This is a genomic window from Kordiimonas lipolytica (genome assembly GCF_001550065.1).
This window is the reverse complement of record NZ_LRUB01000031.1, coordinates 62,428-84,964: the sequence shown is the minus strand read 5'-3', so window position 1 is coordinate 84,964 and position 22,537 is coordinate 62,428. Positions and strand designations below refer to the sequence as shown.

Sequence of the window (22,537 nt, the reverse complement as noted above, 5' to 3'; positions counted from 1 at the left end):
CCCAAAGGATAATAGGAGGCCTGACATGGTACGCATTGATATGAAGTTTAACGGTAAACGCATTACAAGCTCGCAGCAGCTTGAACGCGAAATGAAACGATCGTTTGAAAAAACGATTGAGCAGGGAATCCGTAGGGCTGCGGGTCCGGGCGTTAGAATGAAGAAAACCCGGAATGGCTTTGACGCTGAAGGCTCTCCCGAACAGATCGAACGGATGAAACGGCGCTTGCGTTAGGTCGGGCGTGTGATCAATTCACTTAACTGATAGAAAGCCAAATAGCAGGAGAAGTCAAAATGACAAAAATTGTTGGCAAAAATGACGGCCCTGGAGGTCGTAATGAACACTATGATATTGGTGCACGAAAAGATGTACCGCGCAGGAATGTTGTCGCTGAAATCAAACGCGGCGAACATCCAGATGCACATGTTGTCAAAATCAACGGCCGTGAGTATGCGCGCGACAATCCGGATCGTTCCACCAAGGATAATGTAAACAGGCGGCGTTAAACCGCCTGTTTACTAAATCGCTCTTTTTGATGTGGGTGTTCTTGTCAACCATCCTCACCGGCTGTCTGTTTTCATGGCATAATGTAGCTAGGGATCTCTCGTCCTTTGGGCGATGCTAAAAGCATAGAGCTGTCTTATAATTCATAGGCCAATAAAGTGGCCAATTTTTCTGACATAAACGCCTATATTAAAATATAACATAATGATATATATACAGTTATTGCTAATTTAAAACCGGACAAAAAAGCGGCCAAAAACATGGACAAGGAAATGCCCGTAGATCGGGGTGAAGCTGTTACAAGCATGGAGCCTATGCTTGTGCCTGAAAGCTCCAAACATCGGGGGGAATTGGCTGATCTCGCTTTGGAACTGACCGCTAAATCGACAGGTTTGCGGCGGAGCCTGCCCGACGGTGTGGTTACCGCCTTGTCCGATCTCGTACGCGCGATGAACTGCTATTATAGCAACTTGATCGAGGGGCATGATACGCATCCGATCGATATCGAACGCGCAATGAACAAAGATTATAGCGCCGATCCCCAACAGCGTGATTTGCAGCTTGAGGCTGAAGCCCACATTGCTGTGCAGAAATGGATTGATGAAGGTGGCCTTAAAGGCAAGGCGACTTCAGCTTCAGGCATTTTGGAAATCCACCGTCGTTTCTGCGAATTGCTCCCGGAGGAACTGCTATGGGTGGAAGATCCAGTCACGAAAGGTAAAATCGAGGTCATACCGGGGAAAATGCGTGATCGAGATGTAGAGGTCGGACGGCATATTCCAATCAGCCCAGGGGCCCTGCCTCGTTTCATGAAGCGTTTTGAGGCTTCATATGAAAAGTTGGGTAGGCTGGATTCCATCATTGCCGCTGCTGCCGCACACCATCGGCTTGCCTGGCTTCACCCGTTCTTGGATGGCAATGGACGTGTATCTCGTTTGATGTCCTATGCCATGCTGCGTGATGCGCTCGATACAGGCGGTATTTGGTCAATTGCCCGCGGACTTGCCCGCCACGTCGAAACCTACAAGGCGCATCTGGCAGCTTGCGATCAACCTCGGCGCAATGACCTAGACGGCCGCGGCAACCTGAGCGAAGAGTCGCTCGCGGAGTTTGCCAAATTCTTCCTGAAGGCCTGCATTGACCAGGTTAGCTTCATGGAAGAGTTGGTTCAGCCGGATCGATTGCGGGATCGCATGTTGATTTGGGTGGAAGAAGAAATCCGCGGAGACCGCCTACCAACCAAGTCCGGAAGTGTCATGGAGGCCGTTCTGTTTCGGGGTGAACTACCACGCGGTGATGTCGCCCCACTCTTGAACGCCAGTGAACGTACCGCGCGGCGCATTACGTCGGCCTTGCTGGATCGAGGGGTACTCACAAGTGCAAGCACACGGGCGCCACTGCGGCTTACATTCCCAGCTGCATTGGCCGGCAGATGGATGCCAGGCCTTTTCCCGGACAAAACATGATATAGGCGGCGGTGCTACGCGGCGTCAGCAGCCTCAACCAAGGCTAATAGCGCGGCTTTTCCGAGGGCGGATTTTCAACTGGCTTGACGTTCGAGGGGCGAAAAATTGGCTCAGGGTCTTGCATTTCTTGTTCAAGCCACCTGGTGCGATCTTCACTCAGGAAATACCGTGCCAAGTCTTGCATCCATCCATCTCTGTCGGCCAGGTCTTGCAGGACTTTCGCATTTGCTGGCCGGTCAGCCCAAGCCCCAATCTCTTGCAGTCGTTCGGGAGACATAAGATGTGGTTTTGACGGTTGGCCTACCGCACCTTCAAGCGCTTGAATAATGGCTAGGCCGTATGGATCTATGTCACCCCAATGGAACCAGTCGAGGCCAGCGCTTATCAGCTTCTCAAGGATAGAAGCTGTCTCCACTGACGCAAAACCCCCAGTATAGAGAACGATCACTTCGCGCTCCGGCACCTCGACAATATGCCTATAGAAGCTCTCCCAGTTTTCGATTGTCAAAACGGCCTTCACTGCTAACGCTGGCGAAAAGGCGCCATTTGGTGGCAAACCGACAAACGGGACTTTGCCAACGTCTATCCCTGCGTGGCCGTCATATACCGCCTTAAGTTGCCCTGAGACGAATACAGGCGCGGCTGGGGTCCCGAGTCCAAACTTGCTCAGAAAATCTGGTGCAGTTTCCGGCTCAAAGCCATAATAGGCAACCAACAATCGTTGTATCTTGCTCTGGTGGTCTCCGACGAACTTGCTGTCCCTGACAGATTCAGTGCTGAACTTCCTGATTGTTTTGCCACCGCCCTTGCCTGCAATGAGTGAGGTGGCCACTGTAACGACCTTTGAAAGGGTAAAGGCGCTGTCAATACGGTAGCCATAGAAAGATTGACCTGTGCGCCACTTCTCGGCTGCTGCTCGGATTACCCAGTCTTGAAAGTTGCGGGCCTCTGCTCGGTCTGCGTAGATATGAGAAATAGAGGCCAAACCGCGTTCGATGCGGTCGCCAAGCAAGGACCTACTCAACTGTTCGCTCAACGATTCCAAGTCTGCGACCTTGTACCGCTCAATGACATGAGCTTGGTCCCGGCGCCTACCAAAGACTGGTTTTAGCGCCCGCGCCTGGCATAGATGCTCCAGCGCCGCATCTGTGCGCTCCCGTTCCTGCCCGATTAAGGTCGGACTAGGGGACTTTAGTGTGGGCTCCCTCGCGCCGCTCCATGTGGCACGCTCATATTTGTCAGCAAACTTGCAGAGTTCGCGCTGCAGGGCCTCTGGAAGATCAATCGTCGTCACGCGCAAACGCCTCTAGTGATCTTTCGTTGGGATCTGATGCCTTGATTTCTGCATGGAGCCGGTCCTTTGGATAGAGAATGTCAAGCATCGCATTGTTTTCAATCTTCACAATATCGATGACGGTGTCACATCTGCTTTGGAAGGTGCTTCTTTCCTTACCTGGCGCCGCCATGATGGGCTGAAGGCCAATGCTGACGAGAAAGTCAATGAACCGCCGCATGTTCGGGCTATCGGTCTTGTTCATCACCTCATCGAGACAAACCAGGCCCATTCCGAGCGAGTCATGGGTGTTAATGCTCCTGCCGTGATAGAGCGAAGACATGGCAGATGCCAGTACAACATAGTAGGGGGCCTGTATCTCTCCTCCGGAGCGGGTGCCAACGCCGTGCGTAAAGGTTGTCTTTTTCCTAAAGACCGTTCGACCCGTCTCGGACTGCTCGTAGCGACCAATCTCTAGCTCAAAGTCATAAAAGGCGAGCGGGTCGGTAAATTCATCATACTCGAACTCTGGAGAGGAGATCAGCAGTTTCAGTTTCTCAAGCGCTTCCACATCATCCTCTTCAAGGTCTTTGATATCGTCGGGATTCATCGAGAGGCTAAGCTGAGCGCCATCACCACCGATCCGGTCCGCCAATTTTGTGAGAGGAAGGTAATCTGCCTTGCATTTCATGACGAACCGATAGTGTTCTCCATGGAAGGGGCTTTTGCGGAGGCTATTATTGATACTGTTCCGCCGGATATCGATCTCCTGAATTCGGCCATGAAGCTCGGTCAAATACCGCCCCTGCAGCATCTCATCGACTTGCACGAGCGCTTCTGCCAGCTTGGCCTCATAATCGAGAAGGACATGATCCTTCAGTTTTGCGTGGCGTCGAGACACGTGGTCATGGATATCTGCCCGGCGAGTTTCAAAGTCCAGTATTGGGTCCTGTTGGAAATCGCGGACATAGTTTGCATAGTCCTTGACGATCCTCGCCCCGGCTGCCTCAATCTCAGGCTCTAGCCTTTGCTTTTCCTGATCACACACCGTTGTGCTTCCAGCCAGGGCGGTCTCCAGTGATTTTATCCGCGCGGCAACCGAAAGGGCTTGGGAAGAGCGAGCTTGCTTCTGCTCCAGATTTCGCTTGAAAAGTGCTGAGAAGCTCGTCATGGCAAAGTCAGCTGCGGCTGGCCGTTTATTCAGCTCCAAACGGGTGCAATAGCTCTTGAGCTCAGGCAAATACTTGAGAATGCCCTGCTGAGTATTGAATGTTTCCTTAGCCTTTTCATAAAGGTTTTGGTCTCTCTCCAATTCCTTTCGTGCCTCACCAATCTCCTGTTCAAGTGCCTGAAACTCGGTCTGTAGGTCTGCGTCGACACTTGCAAACGCGACTTCAATCTGTTTCTGGATTGATGCTCTTTCGTTCGCGATGTCATCTATTTCTTCGCAAATCTTACGAATGCGGCGCTCTTGCCACCGATCATGGGCTGTAATGAACCGCTTGGCTGTAGCATGATCGGTTTCAATTCTCGTGACTTCATGCATTGCCTTCTTAAGCTGGCTCTGCGCTTCATAGAAGCTTTCCTGAAGCCTTGCCGCCATTTGTGGCGATGTGCTGGAAGATAGCAGGGCACCATCGGCAGGCCTGATCCTTGACACCATGCCTCCGCTCTGTGTCGTAAAATCTCGGGTCAGAACCCTTGCATGAAGTTCAAAGTCTTCGCTGTCTTCAACACAGATGATATCGCCATAACGGTCATCCAGGATCGCCCTGATGGTCGGATCGGTCGCTGTAATTTTGCTGGCGATACTATTAGGCTTTGCGCTCCGCCCCTTGGCGACCGACCAAGAGCTGTTTAGCACTTTTACAGCCCGGAAAGGGTCAGTGTTCGGATGGCGGCGATATGCACTGATGACTCCAATTGCCTGATCAGGGCGAGGAACAATTGCAAACCTGCCTTGTCCTAGATATGCCTCGATCACGTCTTGCCACTCTTCATCAACATCATCGACAAGCTCAAACAGCAATTTCGTATCAAAGCCGTCCCTGCGAAGGCTTTCCTGAAACGTTGAAATTGCCTCCGGAACTCTTACACTGGAGCGCCCTTCGGTATTTCTTAGGGCCTCAAACTCCTTCAGTTGCATTTTGGCCGCTTCTGCTTCAGCAAAAGCCTTCTGTAACTGAGCCTTGATATCTGTCTCGAGCGCAGAAAAACTCCTGACGCCCTCCAAGCTATGGTCAACGGCATCCGCTTCAACTGCACTGGCGGGCAGGGGAGAAATTGTTTTGGCTACGGCATTAATCGCTTCGAACAGAGGCCGATGGTTTTTGATATAGTGGGCATTCTGCTGCAACCCCACAATGCTCTTGATAGCCGTGTCGAAGCGCTGAATTTCACCCCTCAATTCCCCTGCGGCTCTAATTTTTTGTTCGTCCTGAAGCCGTAGCTTTTCGACCATGTCATTGACGCCAGCCTCGTTCAGCCTCTTTTCCATGGCATTTCGCTGGGCGAGGCGTTGTTCAAGCGCATTTTGCCCGTGCTGAAGAAGTACCTCCCTTTCGCGGTAGTCAGCCTCAGCCTTGATCATGTTCTCACGGGTTTCACGAAACCTGAGATACTCCTCAATGTTTAGCGCTCGACGTTTGAACCATTCACAAGCCTCGATCTGCCGTCCCTTGGTTTCGTAGGAGGTGCAGACATCGATCAGTCCGCTCAGGACGTCAATCTCGTCCTGTATCCGCACAACCTTATTCTTGAGCGCGGTATAGCGTTCATAGCTTTCCCTGAAGTCGCCGACGTCGATATAGGCAGGGTCAAAGACATAACGCCTTGCGAAATCCGAGATGTTCTTGATCTCCTTCAAGGACGCCGCCGCCAGAAAGCCTTTCCTGACCCGCTCGGGCTCAGCATCCATTCTGAACTTCTGGCCTTGCAGCGCCGTCAGGTAGTGCTTCAGGAACTTTCTCTTTTCGTGCTTGCTATAGGTTTCGACCTGAAGCCCTTCAGTTTGAAGCCTGTCGGTCGTTTCTTGAAAGAACACAGGTGAATACTCGTCCTCGTCAAAGTCATCTACGAAGTCGTCAGTCTTGAGAACGCGTCCTTTAACAATGAAAAGGGCCTCAATATCATATTTGTCTTGCCCAGGTGCGGTAGAAATCGCAAACCCGATGGATACTTCCTCCTGAGTAACGGTGTGCTTGAAACCTAGGGAAAAGCGAGTGAGTGTACCGTCCTCATCAGAGCGCCTATAGCCGTAGTCATCCAGCTTCCCAAGGGCGTAGTCCTTTACAGAGCGACCGCCAAGGGCTTTGCTGGCGCCACCGCGAGCCAGGGCATTGAAGTCCATTTTGCTTTCGTCGAGTGCGGAAATGACAGCCAGTATGCCATCTTGGATCGACGACTTGCCTGCTCCGTTGGCGCCTGTGATCGCGATCGCACCGCGGACAGGCAGGTCTTCCCTGTCCAACAGGTACCAATTCACGATGGCGATATGGACCAGCTCAAAAACCTTAGGGCGGTCAGCAAGAGACCGCGCGTTGTATATGTGGGTAGCTGGCAATCCGGAAGATTTTTTTGGCTCTAGGTTTAGTTTGTCATCCATCTCGCTATTCCTCGCCCTAATGCTGTTCTTGCTCAGGTTTCTGAAGTGCTGCTTCTTTCTCAGCCTGTTCTTTCGCCTCTATGGCCGCTTCTCCAAAACTGCCATGGTATCTTTCAGCAAGCTGTCGCCAGTTGTCACCAATGATGTGTAGGATTGTGGGGGCCACCTCAATGACGGCATCCTCCTCTTTGATCTCGTCCAGGGACCCGACAACAATCCGATGTTGTTTTGCCCAGCGAAGGTCCTCAAAGGCTTGTGGGCTCCATTCGAACTTTTTTCCTAGACCAGTCTCAAGAATCTCGAGCACATCTTTCATAGGAATCTGTGCCACCATGCCTCGCCGGTAATGCCCACCACTTGCAGCATCGGCAAACGCGATCCGTAATGCCAAGAGCATCTGAGTTCTTGACTGAGATATGCGCTGGCGTCGGGGGCCGCGTGCTTCACTTGCATGGTCGATCGGCACTAGGCCAACAAGGCCTTTCTCCGGATCGATAATCAGTCGGCGCCCGAAGGCGTAAGCCAGCATGTCGAAATACTGGGGATATCGAGCGACAATCTCGTATTTCGCCCGGTCAAGCTTGACTTCTTCCAACAGAAATTGCTTCTCGAAAAGATGCTGGGCTGTTTTCTGAAGGTCTGATTCGTCGATTTTCAAGTTGCGGCGCGCTGCCTTTTCCAGCAATTCTTCGGCTTCTTCAAACAGCATAGCATCAGCCATATTTTCCCCCATCCTTGTGTCTTGGTGTGATCGTAAAGTGCCGGAAGATAGCGAAGTCGTTTTCGCCCAGCTCCTCTCGGTCAATCTGATAGTCTTCCCTAAGGACCCCCTCGAAAACCGTTTCAAGATTTCTGAGCTGATCAAAGAGGATAAAGTCGCTCAGTCCATCCACCTTCAACTCGGCGCTCCGAAAAGGCTCACCCTTGCAAATGGTTTTCTCAATGATAGTGCGGGCGATCTCCGGATCTCCCTCCAGAAACAACTCCCACTGCCTGATAGCCCTGATCCGCCTATCCGCCGCTTTGTTCCGTTTTTGCCGCCTCTGCCGTTTTGGCACGACCATGCGTCGTCTTGCAGCGGGAAAGGTGAGGCAGGCGTCGTCGATAAGGGACCATCCTTCAGACAGGAACGGCCACGGGAATAACTCCTGCATTGTCTCGCTGACAAGCCCGGCTCGCCCCCGAAAGTCAAACTCGTTTTCCTCGACAGGGTGGCGGGAGATATTTGCCAACACCAGGCGCAATTTTTCCGTATCGGTTGGTGCTGATAGCTCCATATATTTGGTTGTATTGTCGATTCGGGTCTCAAGCTTTCGGCGATTGGTGTCAACCTGGCGCATCAGGGCAGGGACGATATCAAAGGCACGGGATATGAAGCTCAAAGAGTCATTGATCACATCAATAGCTTCCATCTCGCCATACTTACTTGCCTTTGACAAGGAACGCCCAAGCAACATCACAGCGCTACGGTCCGATCTCAGCTCATTGCAGAGCTCGATGATCCGCGTTCGATACCGTATTGGGTGGTTCTGGGTAACAAGTGGCGCAATTTCCTTTATCAGGATATTGTCGAAAAATTCCTGCATCAGCAGATGAATGTTGGATTTAAGATCCTTGTTAGTGAAGAACTGCTCTTCAATATCGATGAGGGAGGCGCTGAGGGCTTTCAGCTTCTTCACTAATTCGCGAGACTGTTTCTGTGCAGACAGACACGCATGAGGGTCGCTCTTGTTTACCGTAGTCTCAAGGCTCGATAAAATGCCCGCGAGGTCAATGGTAAAGTCTTCCGACAAGGCAGAGCGCAGCCCCATAAAAAAATCAAGGATGGAGTGTGCAACGGCTGTGAACTGAACATACTTTTTACCAAGGTCTCTTGTGATCTTGAGCCACTTGTAGGACGTCACCAGTTTACGAAAGAACGCATGCCCCTCGGTTTCGGGACTGGGTGGAGCACCGTCCCTATCCAGGGTTTGCTGGAGGTGTTCCGGAAGTGTGTGAATCTCTGAGATAAGAAACGCCCTGACTTCTGACGCGAGCGGCACCTCTAGATCTGCATCATCGCCATAGTAGACATTATATAATCGTTTGATCAGGTATGCATTGATATGACGTCTAGGGCCTGAAAATACCCGAAAAAAGTGATCTGGGATTACCTCAAAAAGCACTTAGAGGCCTTTCTGCAGTCGGCCAAGCGTGTTCTGAAATTAATATATTAAGTGAACACAGCTGAGATTTTGCCAAAAATGATAATATTACGATCATTGCAGGGTCAAAACGTCACATATAATATATCTGTGGTTGATTTTGGCAACTTATTATTATGCAACTTTCTGATGATATAAATAGTGAGGCCGGTTTCTAATAGAACTCACCATTGCTTATGTCCGGGCAGAGGATAAATTGAAGTATTTCACTTTTGAGGCTTATTCAGGCAGCTATCCTACAAGGCTGCTATTTCTTCCATAATCAGACCTTCAATTTATGCTGTCAAACGTCCCAATCCGCCAATTCCGGACGGATGGGATTGAACGCCATACGCTTATTTGGGCATCCATGATTGTTGATTTTCCCATTTATCAATCGGCTTCAGCGGGCCAATTGGGCAGCAGTGTTCCTTGGTCGGCGTTCCTGTGACCAAAGAGAATAGATGATGGAATGCGCGCATTTCGCAGCCAGGCGTGCCGATCAGGGCGGCAACTACAAAGGCCAGTCCAAGATGGCTGAAGATGTATAGCTCCCAGACATGAACGGCGCGCGCCAGCATTGGTGTTTCAAGCTGGCCTGATTGCAGATACCCCGTCAGGGCGAAGCCTATCAATATCACTGCACTTATGGCAGCGGGCCATTTCTTCCACGAGCGAGAAAAGCCGATATTGATCACATAGCTAATCAGCACGAGGCCTATGACGATGCCATTCCACAAAAGCGGTCGAATCGTGCCTTCGCCGGTCATCAGATCCCCACGTACGCTCCACAGATCATGCACATAATAGAGGCACATGGCGCCGAACAGGAGGCGAGTCAGCCGTCCAATCGGGCCGGGCTTTGGCAACCCTGCCGCATTCTTCCAGTTTGAGGTCTGTGGTGGACATGTAGTTTCTCCTCGCCGTTCGTTTGGTTATGTCCTGACCTATCCAGCGCAACAGGACAATGTGCTCACGTCCTTGTCGAAGGTTTGGGCGGCAAGCTTCAGGCCTTCAACGCCAGTGAGATAGGGGAAGATGGTTTGAGCAAGCTCACTCGTGGTCATGCCTGCCTTGATCGCCATCACGGCGGTTTGAATAAGCTCACCGCCCTCGGGAGCTAGAATATGGGCGCCTATCAAGCGGTCAGACGTTTTGTCGGCCACTAGCTTGATCAAGCCGCGCATATCGCGGGCAGCCAGATAGCGCGGTACATGATCCAGGGTAATCAGGCTTGTTTTTACATTGATACCTTGCCTGCTGGCCTGTGTCTCCGTTAGCCCCACGGAAGCGACCTGCGGATCGGTAAAGATCACCACGGGCATGGCAGCATTGTCATAGCCGCGCATCTCGCCGCCGACTGCATTGAAGGCCGCGAGTTTAGCGCCATAGGCCGCCATATAGACGAACATGTCCTTGCCGGTCACGTCACCAGCGGCATAGACCATGGGATTGGTGGTTTGCATGGTGCTGTCCACCTCAATCCCGCCCCTATCGTTCAGGGCGACCCCAGCTTCCTCAAGTCCCAGTCCTTCCGTGTTGGTGCGGCGCCCGGCAGCCAGTAGGAGCGTTTCCGCGGTCACCGTCTGACGGATGCCGTTCTGCCCATAGATGAGGTTAATGGTGCCATCCTCTTCCGTGACAGACTGATAGTCGATCCCGGTGAGAACGCGAACGCCTTCCTCTTCCAGATAACGGGCCAGATGCTCGCTAATCTCCGGTTCCATGCCCGGCACCAGGCGGCTCCGGCAACAGATAGTCACCTTGACACCTGCGCGCGCGAACATTTGCCCCAGCTCGCAACCGATCACGCCGCCACCGATCACAATCGTGGACTTTGGTAGCGCCGTTAGATCAAGGGCGGACGTGCTGTCCAGATAGGGCACGTTGTCGATACCGGGGATGGGGGGCACCGCATTCGATGAGCCGGTCGCGATGATAATCTTGTCAGGCCGGTAGAGCGTGCGGTCCACCAGCACACCATCTGCTGTCAGCCTTGCCTTGCCTTCCACATAGCTTACGCCGGGATGGGACGGCAGAACGTCGGTATATTTGGCTTTCCGAAGGTCATCCACCAGTTGCTGTTTCTGGCCGACCACAGCCTGCCAGTTCAACACCATCGCGGCAGAGGAAATACCCTCGAACCGGCTGGCGTGGCTGGCTTGATAGAGTGGTTCCACAGCCCGGATCATGGTTTTTGAGGGTACACAGCCTACATTGACGCAGGTGCCGCCGATTGTGCCCGCGCCGACAAGCGTCACCTCCGCTCCGGCCTCTGCGGCTGTAATAGCGGCTGAGAAACCCGCCGACCCGGCGCCAATGACCATCAGGCGTGTCTTTTGCCCGGACCCTTTACCGCTGCAGCAGTCCTCCGCAGCCTTGTCGAATGCCATATCAGGACCCTTGGGTCACTTTTGCGGGATAGCCGGCATTAGTGGACGCGGCAGCAATGGCATCGGTGTTCGCTTTCGACGGATCGAAGACGACAGTCGCGGTTTTGCTGTCATAGTCGGTTTCGACAGAGAGGACGCCTGCCACTTTCTCCATGGCCTTGCGCACGGTGATCGGGCACATGGCGCAGGTCATTTTCTCAATGGTGAAAGTAACTGTCTTCTGCGTGGCCTGATCCGCTGCCGTTTGCATGTCATGGGCATTTGCTCCAGCGGGGATGGACAGACCAAGTGCCAGGCCCACAAGGGTTGCTTTCATAAGATGTTTCATCTTGTTTACTCCGTATCAGATATAGTTGCCAAGAATGGGGGCCCAGAAGTCGACGGTTAGTGCCAGCAGAACCAGACCGGTAGACACCCACAGAACGGTTTTGATGACCCGGTCCGACTTGGGGGTAGCGCAGTGGCCTTCCGCGCACTGTTTTCTGGGTTTGACATAAACCTGCCAGAAGCCGACACCGAGGAAGACCAGCGTCACCGCCACGAAATAGTTCTTGTAGGGTTCCAGCACCGTCAGGTTCCCAATCCAGGCGCCGCTGACGCCCAGCATCAGGAAAACGAAGGGCAGGACGCAGCAGGACGACGCCAGGATGGCACCGATGACGCCAAAGCTGGCCGCCCAATTCTTTGTGCCATTGGTTTGTTCCAGGTCGCTCATAAATACTCTTCATCACAGTTTTGATCGCCAGACAGCCGCGGCTTGCGCCACCGGCTTGATTTCCTGTAGGCTACACCCTGTAGCAAATACAGGATCAATAGGAAAATGGCCGTATCGCAAAAACGTGAATTTACCAGAGGAACGCTGGCGAAAGAGAGCGGGGTCAATCTGGAGACCATCCGTTTCTATGAGAAGATCGGCCTGATGCCCGATCCGCCGCGCACGGCGTCTGGCTATCGATGCTATTCGCCTGATCATCTGAAGCGGCTGAAGTTCATCCGCCGGTCCCGAGAACTTGGCTTCACCAATCAGGAAGTGGCAGGCCTCTTGGAAATGGTGGACGGCACCTACGCCTGCGATGATGTAAAAGACATCGCACTTGCGCATGTGGCGCTGATCAAAAATAAGGTTGCCGACCTCGTGAAATTACAATCCGCCCTTGAAACCATGGCGGCGGAATGCAGCGGCGGCGACACCCCCGATTGTGTCATCGTCGACCGATTGCTGGAGGATTAGGGGCGTCAAGCTGACGCCCTCTTTAAGCTTGCCAAGAAGACTACGCTATGACTTCACACCTCGCCTTAGATAGGCGCACACTGAATGCGTTTGCTCAGGGTGATGGCTCGTCATTGTCCCGTCTTGCGGGAAAAACTTTTGGACAGGAAAACAAGAGAAGAGATCAGGATCGCTGTCTGAAGAAGCAGCCCCTCCCTGCTAGGATAGATTCCCAACCATTCAATAGGGGTAAACTGCAACAAGGTCTGTGGCATCGTGCCCGCTTCTTGTAGCGCGGCGATACCCTTGCCGGCAAAGATGAACGACAGGGCCAGCAATAGAATGCCTGTGGTTGCAAAGAATTGTCTCAGCGGCAATTTCACGCTGAAACGAATAACCAGCCAGGCCACGACAGCTAAAATCAACGTACCGGCACCAAATCCCGCCATGATCCAATTGGCGCTATCGCCGGTGGCCTGGGTCCACAGCGCCTGATAGAAAAGGATGGTTTCAAAGACCTCGCGATAAACGGAAATGAAAGTCAGTCCTGTCAAACCCCATAGAGTCCTCCTAGCCAGAACGGTTTGAAGGCTTTTTTGGATAAAGGCGTGCCAACCTGCCGCGCTTGTCTTGCTGTGAAGCCAATAACCGACGAACAACAGCATGCCCGATGCCAGAAGTGCTGCGACGCCCTCTGTAACTTCGCGCGTTGCACCGCTGATCTGGATGAAGTGCTCGGATACTACCCATGTGAGACCACCCAGCAACAGCGCGGCGATCCAGCCTGAGTGAAGATAAGGCATCGCTTCCCGTCGTCCGGTCTTGATCAGGAACGCTGAGATGGCCACAACCACCAGTAAGGCCTCCAGACCCTCTCGCAACAAGATAACCAAGCTGGTGATAAATGCGGCCGATGTGGACAATCCTTCGCTATCGCTTAAGGCAGTTTTGGCCTGCTGTAAAAGGGAAAGTATTGCCTGTACACGGGCAGTAATGTCATCAACCGGTTCTTCGGCGCGGATCGCGCTGCGGAGCTGCATCATCTCCGCTTCAATTTTTCGCATCAGGTCGCCATCTACAGCAGACAGGGTAGATTCGGCCAGCTCGAAGCCTTCAAGGTAAGCAGTAAGGGTTAGTGTATAGGCCTTTTCAGTCTCGCCTTGCTGGTAACTTTCCAAACCGGACTGAAGCAGGCTCATCGCCACATCAAGCGGAGCGTCCTTGCGGTCAAACAGGGCTATAGGGTCGGTCCGTAGAAATGCCATCACATCTGCACCGCCAGACAATTTTTCCGCCGCTTCCTCCGGTGAAAGGCTTGCATAGCCTTGGATGTCAATCGGTACGGCGCTGTCAGCTTGTTGCCATAACCGTTGACCGTTGCTTGCCGCATTTGGCTTGGCACCCAGGCTACCCACGTAGGCCGCAAGGCTCCATCGATCATCTGCGGAAAGATGAGGATAGGCAGCCATACCGGTCCCATCGACACCGTTAGTTATGGTGTTAAAAAGGGCATAGAGCGACCGTTGGCTGTAGCGCACCTGATCCGTGAAATCGGTTGGCTGGGGATCGAGTCCTTCGGCGAGGTTGCCTTTCCCACTACCACTCGGGCCGTGGCACGCGGCGCACTCACTTTGATAGAGTAGCTTGCCACGGCTAATATCCGGAATACGGTCCGGCGTTACCTTCAGGCCCGTAACCTGAACAACGGTCGCCCGCATCGACTGTGTGAGTGCCTTGACGTCGAGGGGGGACGCCCGTGAAAGTATGAGGTCCTTCAGGGCTGTAGCTTGTTGGCGAAGACTCTGCACATCTGAAGGGACCACCATCTTTTGCACCTCGGTTTCAATGATGCCAGCAAACTCCATCATCTCATCATATTCAAGCTGGTTGACAATGACGCCTTCAGACACGGCGGCGCTATAGTCCACACCGATATAATCGATAAGTTGGACAAGCCGATCGCTGTCATTCGCCTGCGCACCGGCCAGAAAACCGAGTTGGAGGACCAGGATGAGAAGTATGGTCATTAATCTCGTCATAATCGGGGTACCGTTCGTTACAATCTATAATGCTACTAAGAGTTAATATTAAATATTATCCAGCAGCGTACAACATCAATCTGGTTCCGAGGAAGCTTCGGCTTTCTCTGCGTTGCTTTGAGGCCAGGTGCTCTTGATATAAGAAAGGACCGCCGCAATTTCCTCGTCCTCAAGGGTGCCCTCAAAGGCGGGCATGTCGCTGTTCAATGTGCCTTTACCTTCGAGTGCGTGAACACCAAACTTGGTCATCATAAACAGGGTTTTATCTCCGTGTTGCCAAGCTCTCCCCGATGCGTCGAGCGGCGGCGCCCGCCATCTCTCGAAAGGTTTCTTATCCTGCCAGTTCTTCTGTCCCTCGAGGTTTTCACCATGACAGCTCACGCAATACTGGCCGTATAAGGCATTACCTCGCTGCACAATGTCTGCATTATCCGGATTAAGTGTCATATCCGGAAGGGTCCGCGCTTCATAATAGGACAGCAGCAAAAGCGACGCAGTTAACACGCTGAGAACCACCATCACCTTCAGGAGCGATTTACCGTTCTTTCGGGTTTTCATCTCATAGGGTTTCCTGTGCTTAGCTTGCCATAGCGGATAAATCTCAAAAAGGTGGCCTGGCAACGCGTTGATGGGGGTCACATGTTGCCAGGCCGTGGAGCACCAGCGGATGGTCGTGATACAACCTCGTCATCGACGATCCGTGATACCCCATGTGCCCGGCAGCAAGACCGCGAGGTCATCCAGCCGCCGAGCTGCCCGCCGAGCACAATTAACGCAGTGCATCAGCAGGCATGGGCAGAGCCTTAGATGTCATCAATTTTGATGGCCTGTTCCACATCGGTCACATAAATCCAGCCCGCCGTTTTCTGGCCGGTTCGACCCTGACGGCAGATGATATCTATCGCACTATCCAATTGGTGATCATCACACACCAGTTCCAGCTTGATCTCAGACAGCACCTTGTCGCCGATTTCGACAGAATAGTGCTGTTCCTGGGAGCTGAGCGCCTTGAGGAGACCAAGAACATCGACCACCGAGATATATTTATATCCCGACTGTTTCAGTTCATGGACCACATCTGAAATCCTGTTCCGGTGAATGAAAGCTTTGATCTCTTTCATGATTGCACCTCATCGATTGAAGGAAGTGTTTTTGCCTTGCCGCCCCGGCTTTCCATCCAGTCATAAATGACTGGCAAGAGCACCAATGTGAGCAGCGTCGATGTAACCAGCCCGCCGACGACAACGGTCGCGAGAGGCCGCTGTGTCTCTGCACCGACGCCACTGGACAGCAGCATGGGAACAAGGCCCAGGATGGCGACACTGGCAGTCATCAACACTGGTCTAAGCCGGAGTTCGGTACCTCTCTGGACCGCGTCACGCACACTCATGCCTTTGGCCCGCAGTTCATTGATGAAGCTAACGAGCACAATACCGTTGAGCATGGCCACACCGAACACAGCGATAAAACCAATCGCGGATGGCACGGACACATATTGGCCTGTGATAAAGAGCCCGATCAGACCGCCCGCCGTCGCGAATGGTACGTTGGCGATGATCAGCGTGGCAAAGCGCACGGAATTGAAGGCTGTATAGAGAAGCACGAAAATGAAGAAGATCGTCAGCGGCACAATCACCGACAAACGGGCAAGTGCCCGCTGCTGGTTTTCAAAGGCACCGCCCCATTCAATCCAGTAGCCAGGAGGCATCTCAACCTGCTCGCCGATCACTCGATTGGCTTCCTGCACGAAACCGTCTACATCACGCCCGCGAACATCCATTTGGATGACAGCATAGCGCTGCAACTGTTCCCGCCTAACGAAGCTGTAGCCCTCGGCGACACTGACGTCTGCTACATCAGAAAGCGAGATGATGGCACCTGACGATGTCCTGACAGGTATGGCCTTGATCGCTTCAACGGATGCTTTGGAAGCATCCTGCAGGCGTGCAGTGATATCGAACCGCTTGACGCCGTCGATCAGGGTGCTGACAGGCTCATTGCCGATTCCGGTACGGACAATATCGAGGATGTCATCTGCGTTCATGCCGTACCGCGCGAGTGCGGCCCTGTTCACCTGGATGCGCACCTGCGGTTTGCCGATGTTGGCCTCAAGTGACAGGTCAGCCACACCGGGCACGGCGGACACAGCCTCTTTGATCCGGGCGCTAAGCCGGTCCAGTTCGCCCAGATCTTCCCCATAGAGTTTGACGGCGAGCGTGGCCCGTACGCCGGAGATCAATTCCTCCACCCGCATCTGAATAGGCTGGGTGAAAGCAATGACAGACGTAGGAACAACCTTTTCAAGCTTCTCTCGCATGTCATCGGCCAGTTCCTCAATGGACCGATCATTGCTCCATTCATCATGGGGTTTGAGTGCGGTATAGATCTCCATATAGTTCACATCGGCGGTTTCACCTTTCTCGGCGCGGCCGATCATGGCGATGGTCGTTTCCACCTCGGGGAACTCGCCTAGCGCCAACTCAATGTCCTTCGATATCTTGATCGACTGATCGAGCGACGTGGACGGGATCGAGGTGACCCGCCACATGATCGAGCCTTCCTGCAACTGCGGCATGAACTCTTTGCCGAGGAACGGAAAGAGCGCCAAGCTACCCAAAAGAAGGGCGACAGCCCCACTGACAACGGTTTTCTTGTGCCCAAGCGCCCACTCAAGGAGCGGCAGATAACGCTTCTTGATCCAGGCGACGAGGAAGGTGTCTTTTTCTTCCTTTGGCTTGAGGATCAACGCGGCCAAAACCGGGATGATTGTCAGCGTCAGCAGGAGGGAACCCGCCATGGCGAAGCTGATGTTGAAAGCCATCGGTTTGAAGAGCTTGCCTTCCAGCCCTTCGAGGCTGAAGAGCGGCAGGAACACCACGATGATGATCAGAATCGCAAACGAAATCGGGTTGGCCACCTCGCGTGCAGCTTCAAGTACTGCTGCGGTTCTGTTAACAGTCTCACCAGCTTCCCGTCGCTCCGACATAACCCGGAACGAGTTTTCCACCATCACGACGGCCCCATCCACCATCATACCAATGCCGATCGCGAGACCTGCAAGCGACATCAGATTGGCGGATAGCCCGGCATTTTCCATGAAGATGAAAGCGATCAGCATGGCGAGCGGCAAAGCCGCGATCACCACAAAGGCCGACCGTAACTCCCCAAGGAACAGAAACAGCACGATCGCCACGAGAATGGAGCCCTCAATGAGCGCGTTCTCTGCCGTCGAAACTGCTTTTTCCACGAGTTCGGTCCGGTCATAGATCGGTTTGATCACCACACCGTCCGGCAATGCCTGTTCGGCGATACCGACCTTGTCCTTGACCGCATCTACCACATTCTTGGCGTTCTCACCGATACGGGACAAAGCCATGCCAAGCACAACTTCCTTGCCGTCACGCGTGACAGCACCGAACCTGAGGGCGCCTGCCTGTGAAATTGTTGCAATGTCCTTCAGGTACACAGGCGTGCCGTCAGCTTCCTTGACGACGATGTTGCCGAGATCCTCTTCATTCCGAACCAGCCCCAGGCCGCGCACCAGATACTGTTCCGGCCCTTGATCGATATACTGGCCGCCCACCTGCCGGTTGTTGGCCTCAATCACTTCCATCACATCGCGGTAGCCAAGGCCATATTTAATCAGCTTGAGCGGATCGATCTGAACCTGATACTGGCGCTCCTGACCACCCCAAGACATAACGTCATCCACACCGGGTGCGGTTCTCAGGATCAACCGGATGGTCCAGTCCTGCAAAGTACGCAGGTCCATCTCACTATCGGCGCCAGCCAGCTTCTCGTCTGCTTGCTCAACTGTGTACCAAAACACCTGACCCAGCCCTGATGTGTTGGGCCCCATCTCTGGCGTCCCGTATCCTTCAGGAATACGGTCCCCGACCTCCGCCAGGCGCTCCATAACGAGGCGGCGGACAAAATAGATGTCCATGTCGTCCTCGAAATAAACCGCCACATACGAAAGACCAAAAAGGCTAACGGAGCGTATTTCCTGCACACCAGGCAGGCCTGCCATCCCGGATTCCACCGGGAAGGTCAGCAGTTGCTCCACGTCTTCTGCTGCAAGGCCGGGGGATTCTGTATAGATATTCACCTGTACCGGCGTCACATCAGGAAATGCGTCGATTGGTACGGTGTTGACGGCGCGCCAGCCCATAAAGCCGACGACCAGAAACGCGATGATCACCAGAAATTTATACTGGAGCGCGCTTTCTACGAGTTTGTTCAACATTTGCGCCTCCTAATGCCCATGGCCTTCACCCATCTTGGACTTCAAGATGAGGGATTTGATGAGGAAGGCGTTCTCAACAACGATCACATCGCCGCCAAACAGGCCCGCTTTCACTTCGGTCCAGCCGCCTTTAGAGATGCCAAGATCCAACGGCATGGGATGCAACTCGTCGCCCTCGCGCTTAAACACCACCTGCTGGCCTTCAAGAAGAACGATCGCATTATTTGGAACCGCAACAACCCGTTCGGTTTCGCCAGTCTGGATTGCCACATCAGTGAACTGGCCCGGATGGAGATTGTCTTCCTGATTATTCACCTCAATCCGAACAGACAGAGTTCGTGTCGCTTCATCGACACGGTGGTGGACTTGCACGACGGTCCCCGTCATGGATATACCATTCTTTGTGACCCAGGCTTGAGAACCCTGTTCGACCAAGGCAGCTTTTTCCGGTGACAGCTGGGCTTCTACCCATATCCGGCTTTCATCGCTTACTTCAAACAGAAGATTTCCAGGCGCTATAATCTGCCCCACCACGAACGTGTCATGAATGATGGTGCCGCCTTGATTGGCCAACAGATCAAACTCACCCGTGGCGGCAGAGACTTCATTGGCTAGCAGAGTTTTAACCTGAGCCTCTGACATGCCGTAGGCGAGCACTTTGGCTTTTGCTTGTTGTGCCGCCACCTTCGCTTCAAGAAAACGCTGTTCGGAGACAACGTCCCGCCCGAGCTTCTGGACCCGCTGCCATTCCTGTTCTGTCAGGATCAGATCCGCCTGCGCACGAGCCATCTCTACACTGGACATGGTTACGAGAGGCTGGCCCTTTTTAACGACGTCCCCCATACGGGCATGGCGTGCGATCACTTGGGCCTCGATACGGGGCGTCACCTGAATGGTTGCATATTGATTGACGGTAACTTCCCCAGGAGCCGAGACCGTCTCTGCCAATGTCCGCGGTGCGACACGCGCGGTTACAACCCCTGAATCACGTAATTCCTGATCAGACATTTTGATGATTTCTTCTTCGCCGTGCTCTTCGCCTTCTTCTTCAGAATGCCCGTCGCCACGTTCGTCCTGGCCGTAAGCAAACGCAGCAAACTGCTGTGGCAGCATCCCAACAACGGCGGTGTCGATTACCAGTGGCGAAACCAAGGCCAGCAGCGCAAATTTTATTGAGTATTTCATTGAATTGTCTCCAGCCATTCTTCAACCGTTGCACCAGCGTCTTGCCAGTCGAACCAGGCGTTCCAGAGCCGACCATTCAGCTCGACAGAGGCCTCTTCAGTTGCGAATGTTTGATTGAGTTGAATCAGATAATCGATGGCGCCGATCTGGCGTGCATCCAGTAGCTTACTTAGAAGCAAGCGTTGCTCTTGAAGCGGCTCAGCCCCCTGGTCCTGCCAAAGGCTCCAGGCCTGGGAGGCCGCAAGATAGCGTTTCAGACTGGCATCATAACGTGCCCGAACACGCCTGTTTTCAGCATAATAGTTTTGCTGGGCTTCCAGAAAATCTGACCCGGCCGCATCCACCTGATCCCGGTAGCTGTTGCGGATTGGGATAGGAATGGAGGCGGAAAGCCCGACAAGGCTACTATTGCCTTCCTCGCCAACCCTGACGCCAACCGTAGGATCAGGCATGCGCTCCGATTTGGCGACCCGGATGCGGGCGCGGGCGATCTCCGATTGCGCCTGAGCGAGGCGCAGCTCTGGAAGTCGCTCGTAGGCCGTTTGTTCCGGTTCTACAACTGTATGAAGCGGCGTACCGATTAGGCGTGGCCACATCTCCCGGTCCTTGCCACTGATCGCCACCAGCTTTTCTTCCGCTGAAGATAGGGCGAGCAGCGCGTCATTCTTCGCAGCACGCGCTTCGGCCAATGCAAGGCGCGCGGTCAGCAGTTCAGCTTGCGGCATTTCGCCGGCCTGATGGCGGCGTGTTGCCAGCTCAAGAAATTGCTTGCTCAGGTTTTCGCGCTGCTCCGCAACATTCAATAGCCTCGACGCTGTTTGATATTCAGCAAGTGACTGCAGGATATTGCTTAACAAGGACTTCTTCGCGATCGCGTAGCTGGCCTCGGCTGCGTCAACCTCGGCGCGACCAACACCTGAGCGTGCTTTGCGCTTACCCGACCAATCGAATGTCTGTGTCAGGCCAACTTCCCTGGTGACTTCAGAGGCGTTCTCATACCCCACTTCGATTTCAGGGTTATAGATAGGACGTGATTGCCCTTTGGCCCGCGCCCTGGCTGAAGCCAAGGCCGCTTCCGCCGCCTTCAAGGCTGGATGGTCGGCAGAGACCTGTTCAATAAATTCATGGAGGACGGGACGCTTCTGGCTGTCCGCCCACACCGCAGGACCGCTTTGCACCATACCGGTACAAAGGCTGATCACTGCCACGCCCATAAGGGCATGTCGCATATATGTCATGCTTATTCACTCTCAAATAGATTGATATGTGCGTGGGAAGCCTATCCTTCTTTGCAGAAAGCCATGGCATGCCCGACGCCGAGAAATATCAAGAGTGATACGTGGAAGGTGGTTGCAGGCCTGGTTTGGGGTTCAGGCCGTTAATCGTGATAGACGTCACCTGTCGCGTTTTAAAACGTGTGTAATTGATGGATAGGACGGCAGTCTTGCCTGCGGATACACCGTGATGAATGACATGACAGATGCAATGCAGATCTGCTGTTACATCTTCGTCTTGTTCTGCTGCATCGTGATAGGTTTCGCTGACATGTTCAACGGACTCCTGAGGATCAAGGAAAGCGATATCCAAGGCAGGTGCTGTTACAAAAATGATCAGCAGCAAGATTTTTAGATATTTCGCCATCGATAGCTTCAGTGCCTATTCCTAAGTTTTTACAATACGGCTTTTACAGGTTTTCACTGCATGTGTCACTGCCGGTTTCGCTCTGGCGCTTCTCTTCGGAAAGCTCAGCCCATGACTGTTGAACAATCCTCGTGGCCGAATGAATAAACAGGCTACCCATGATACCTGCCACCAATAGGTCAGGCCAAGCCGCATCAGTCGCCGCAATCCCGGAAGCTGCAACGATAACAGCCAGATTACCAATCGCATCGTTACGGCTACAGAGCCAAACCGAGCGCACATTGCTGTCACCGTCCTTGTATTTGAGCAGTAGTAGCGCGCTGATCACATTGGCTGCGAAAGCTGCGACACCAATCGCGCCCATGGTTAGCGCCTCAGGAACGCCCTCAACAAAAACACGGTAAAATGTGCTTCCTAGAACCCAGGCGGCAATAGCGAATAGGGACAGGCCTTTAAACAAGCCTGCCTTGGCGCGAACGGCGAGCGGCATCCCAATAACGATTAACGAGATTGTATAGGTCGCGCTGTCACCCAGGAAATCAAGCGAGTCAGCAAGTAGCGCCATGGACCCAGAAGCAAGACCACCAAAGAACTCCACGAAGAACATGCCAAAGTTGATGGCAATAATAACCATCAGCACCCGCTTGTAGGCGGGTGATGAACCATCAAAATTTTGATCGGAACCGCATCCACAACTACCAGACATTTTTACCTCGAATCACTGTTAATTTCGTTGAACAAATCCTACATGCTACAGTAGCTGTAGGAGCAAGGAGAAAGTTTGTGGCAAGC

Annotated in this window: 20 protein-coding genes; 4 read left to right on the top strand and 16 right to left on the bottom strand. The window is 53.3% G+C overall.

Going from position 1 to position 22,537, the window contains the following annotated elements; all coding sequences use genetic code 11:
- The 3 genes from KORM41_RS15810 to KORM41_RS15800 form a co-directional block, all read left to right on the top strand.
- Window positions 1–235, top strand: a 235-nt coding sequence (locus KORM41_RS15810) for a hypothetical protein (RefSeq protein WP_231727304.1), incomplete at its 5' end; no start/stop codon positions are given.
- A gap of 59 nt (window positions 236–294) precedes the next feature.
- Complete coding sequence (locus KORM41_RS15805) at window positions 295–507, top strand: hypothetical protein (RefSeq protein ID WP_068147794.1); 213 nt, start codon at window positions 295–297, stop codon at window positions 505–507.
- Between the two features lie 258 nt (window positions 508–765).
- On the top strand, window positions 766–1,971 hold the full coding sequence (locus KORM41_RS15800) for a Fic family protein (RefSeq protein WP_068150337.1): 1,206 nt from the start codon (window positions 766–768) through the stop codon (window positions 1,969–1,971).
- 43 nt (window positions 1,972–2,014) lie between these two features.
- On the opposite strand, the gene KORM41_RS15795 is transcribed toward KORM41_RS15800, so the two are convergent.
- From KORM41_RS15795 to KORM41_RS15760, 8 genes are all read right to left on the bottom strand, one after another.
- Window positions 2,015–3,265, bottom strand: a complete 1,251-nt coding sequence (locus KORM41_RS15795) for a Wadjet anti-phage system protein JetD domain-containing protein (RefSeq protein ID WP_068150334.1) — start codon at window positions 3,263–3,265, stop codon at window positions 2,015–2,017.
- Complete coding sequence (locus tag KORM41_RS15790) at window positions 3,252–6,848, bottom strand: SbcC/MukB-like Walker B domain-containing protein (RefSeq protein ID WP_068150331.1); 3,597 nt, start codon at window positions 6,846–6,848, stop codon at window positions 3,252–3,254. The genes KORM41_RS15795 and KORM41_RS15790 overlap by 14 nt, the downstream gene beginning before the upstream one ends.
- A 16-nt stretch (window positions 6,849–6,864) precedes the next feature.
- The gene (locus tag KORM41_RS15785; RefSeq protein WP_068150328.1) at window positions 6,865–7,569 is read right to left on the bottom strand and encodes a DUF4194 domain-containing protein; all 705 of its coding nucleotides are present in this window, start codon (window positions 7,567–7,569) and stop codon (window positions 6,865–6,867) included.
- The gene (locus tag KORM41_RS15780) at window positions 7,562–9,013 is read right to left on the bottom strand and encodes a Wadjet anti-phage system protein JetA family protein (RefSeq protein WP_068150326.1); all 1,452 of its coding nucleotides are present in this window, start codon (window positions 9,011–9,013) and stop codon (window positions 7,562–7,564) included. Before KORM41_RS15780 ends, KORM41_RS15785 begins: the two co-directional genes overlap by 8 nt.
- A 374-nt stretch (window positions 9,014–9,387) precedes the next feature.
- On the bottom strand, window positions 9,388–9,801 hold the full coding sequence (locus tag KORM41_RS15775; protein ID WP_068150321.1) for a hypothetical protein: 414 nt from the start codon (window positions 9,799–9,801) through the stop codon (window positions 9,388–9,390).
- Window positions 9,802–9,978: 177 nt separating this feature from the next.
- Window positions 9,979–11,424 carry a mercury(II) reductase gene (gene merA, locus KORM41_RS15770; RefSeq protein WP_082719995.1) on the bottom strand — a complete coding sequence of 482 codons (1,446 nt, stop codon included), beginning with the start codon at window positions 11,422–11,424 and terminating at the stop codon, window positions 9,979–9,981.
- Between the two features lies 1 nt (window position 11,425).
- Window positions 11,426–11,752, bottom strand: coding sequence for a heavy-metal-associated domain-containing protein (locus KORM41_RS15765; RefSeq protein ID WP_068150317.1), 327 nt, complete (start codon window positions 11,750–11,752; stop codon window positions 11,426–11,428).
- A 15-nt stretch (window positions 11,753–11,767) separates the two neighbouring features.
- Window positions 11,768–12,139, bottom strand: coding sequence for a mercuric transporter MerT family protein (locus KORM41_RS15760; protein WP_068150314.1), 372 nt, complete (start codon window positions 12,137–12,139; stop codon window positions 11,768–11,770).
- A gap of 105 nt (window positions 12,140–12,244) precedes the next feature.
- On the opposite strand from KORM41_RS15760, the gene KORM41_RS15755 reads away from it, so the two are divergent.
- Entirely contained in the window at window positions 12,245–12,655 is a 411-nt protein-coding gene (locus KORM41_RS15755; RefSeq protein ID WP_068150311.1) for a MerR family transcriptional regulator, read from the top strand.
- 110 nt (window positions 12,656–12,765) lie between these two features.
- Here the strand turns inward: KORM41_RS15755 and KORM41_RS15750 are convergent, their stop codons facing one another.
- The 8 genes from KORM41_RS15750 to KORM41_RS15715 form a co-directional block, all read right to left on the bottom strand.
- The gene (locus KORM41_RS15750) at window positions 12,766–14,661 is read right to left on the bottom strand and encodes a cytochrome c/FTR1 family iron permease (protein ID WP_197421201.1); all 1,896 of its coding nucleotides are present in this window, start codon (window positions 14,659–14,661) and stop codon (window positions 12,766–12,768) included.
- Window positions 14,662–14,748: 87 nt separating this feature from the next.
- On the bottom strand, window positions 14,749–15,231 hold the full coding sequence (locus tag KORM41_RS15745) for a c-type cytochrome (protein ID WP_068150305.1): 483 nt from the start codon (window positions 15,229–15,231) through the stop codon (window positions 14,749–14,751).
- Between the two features lie 245 nt (window positions 15,232–15,476).
- A complete protein-coding gene (locus tag KORM41_RS15740) occupies window positions 15,477–15,794 on the bottom strand; it encodes a P-II family nitrogen regulator (protein WP_068150301.1) in 318 nt (105 codons plus the stop codon).
- Entirely contained in the window at window positions 15,791–18,919 is a 3,129-nt protein-coding gene (locus KORM41_RS15735) for an efflux RND transporter permease subunit (protein ID WP_068150300.1), read from the bottom strand. Before KORM41_RS15735 ends, KORM41_RS15740 begins: the two co-directional genes overlap by 4 nt.
- Before the next feature lie 9 nt (window positions 18,920–18,928).
- The gene (locus tag KORM41_RS15730; protein ID WP_068150297.1) at window positions 18,929–20,104 is read right to left on the bottom strand and encodes an efflux RND transporter periplasmic adaptor subunit; all 1,176 of its coding nucleotides are present in this window, start codon (window positions 20,102–20,104) and stop codon (window positions 18,929–18,931) included.
- The gene (locus tag KORM41_RS15725) at window positions 20,101–21,342 is read right to left on the bottom strand and encodes a TolC family protein (protein WP_068150294.1); all 1,242 of its coding nucleotides are present in this window, start codon (window positions 21,340–21,342) and stop codon (window positions 20,101–20,103) included. Before KORM41_RS15725 ends, KORM41_RS15730 begins: the two co-directional genes overlap by 4 nt.
- 88 nt (window positions 21,343–21,430) lie before the next feature.
- On the bottom strand, window positions 21,431–21,745 hold the full coding sequence (locus KORM41_RS15720) for a hypothetical protein (protein WP_068150291.1): 315 nt from the start codon (window positions 21,743–21,745) through the stop codon (window positions 21,431–21,433).
- 43 nt (window positions 21,746–21,788) lie between these two features.
- Complete coding sequence (locus KORM41_RS15715) at window positions 21,789–22,379, bottom strand: cation transporter (protein ID WP_231727303.1); 591 nt, start codon at window positions 22,377–22,379, stop codon at window positions 21,789–21,791.
- Window positions 22,380–22,537 lie beyond the last annotated feature (158 nt).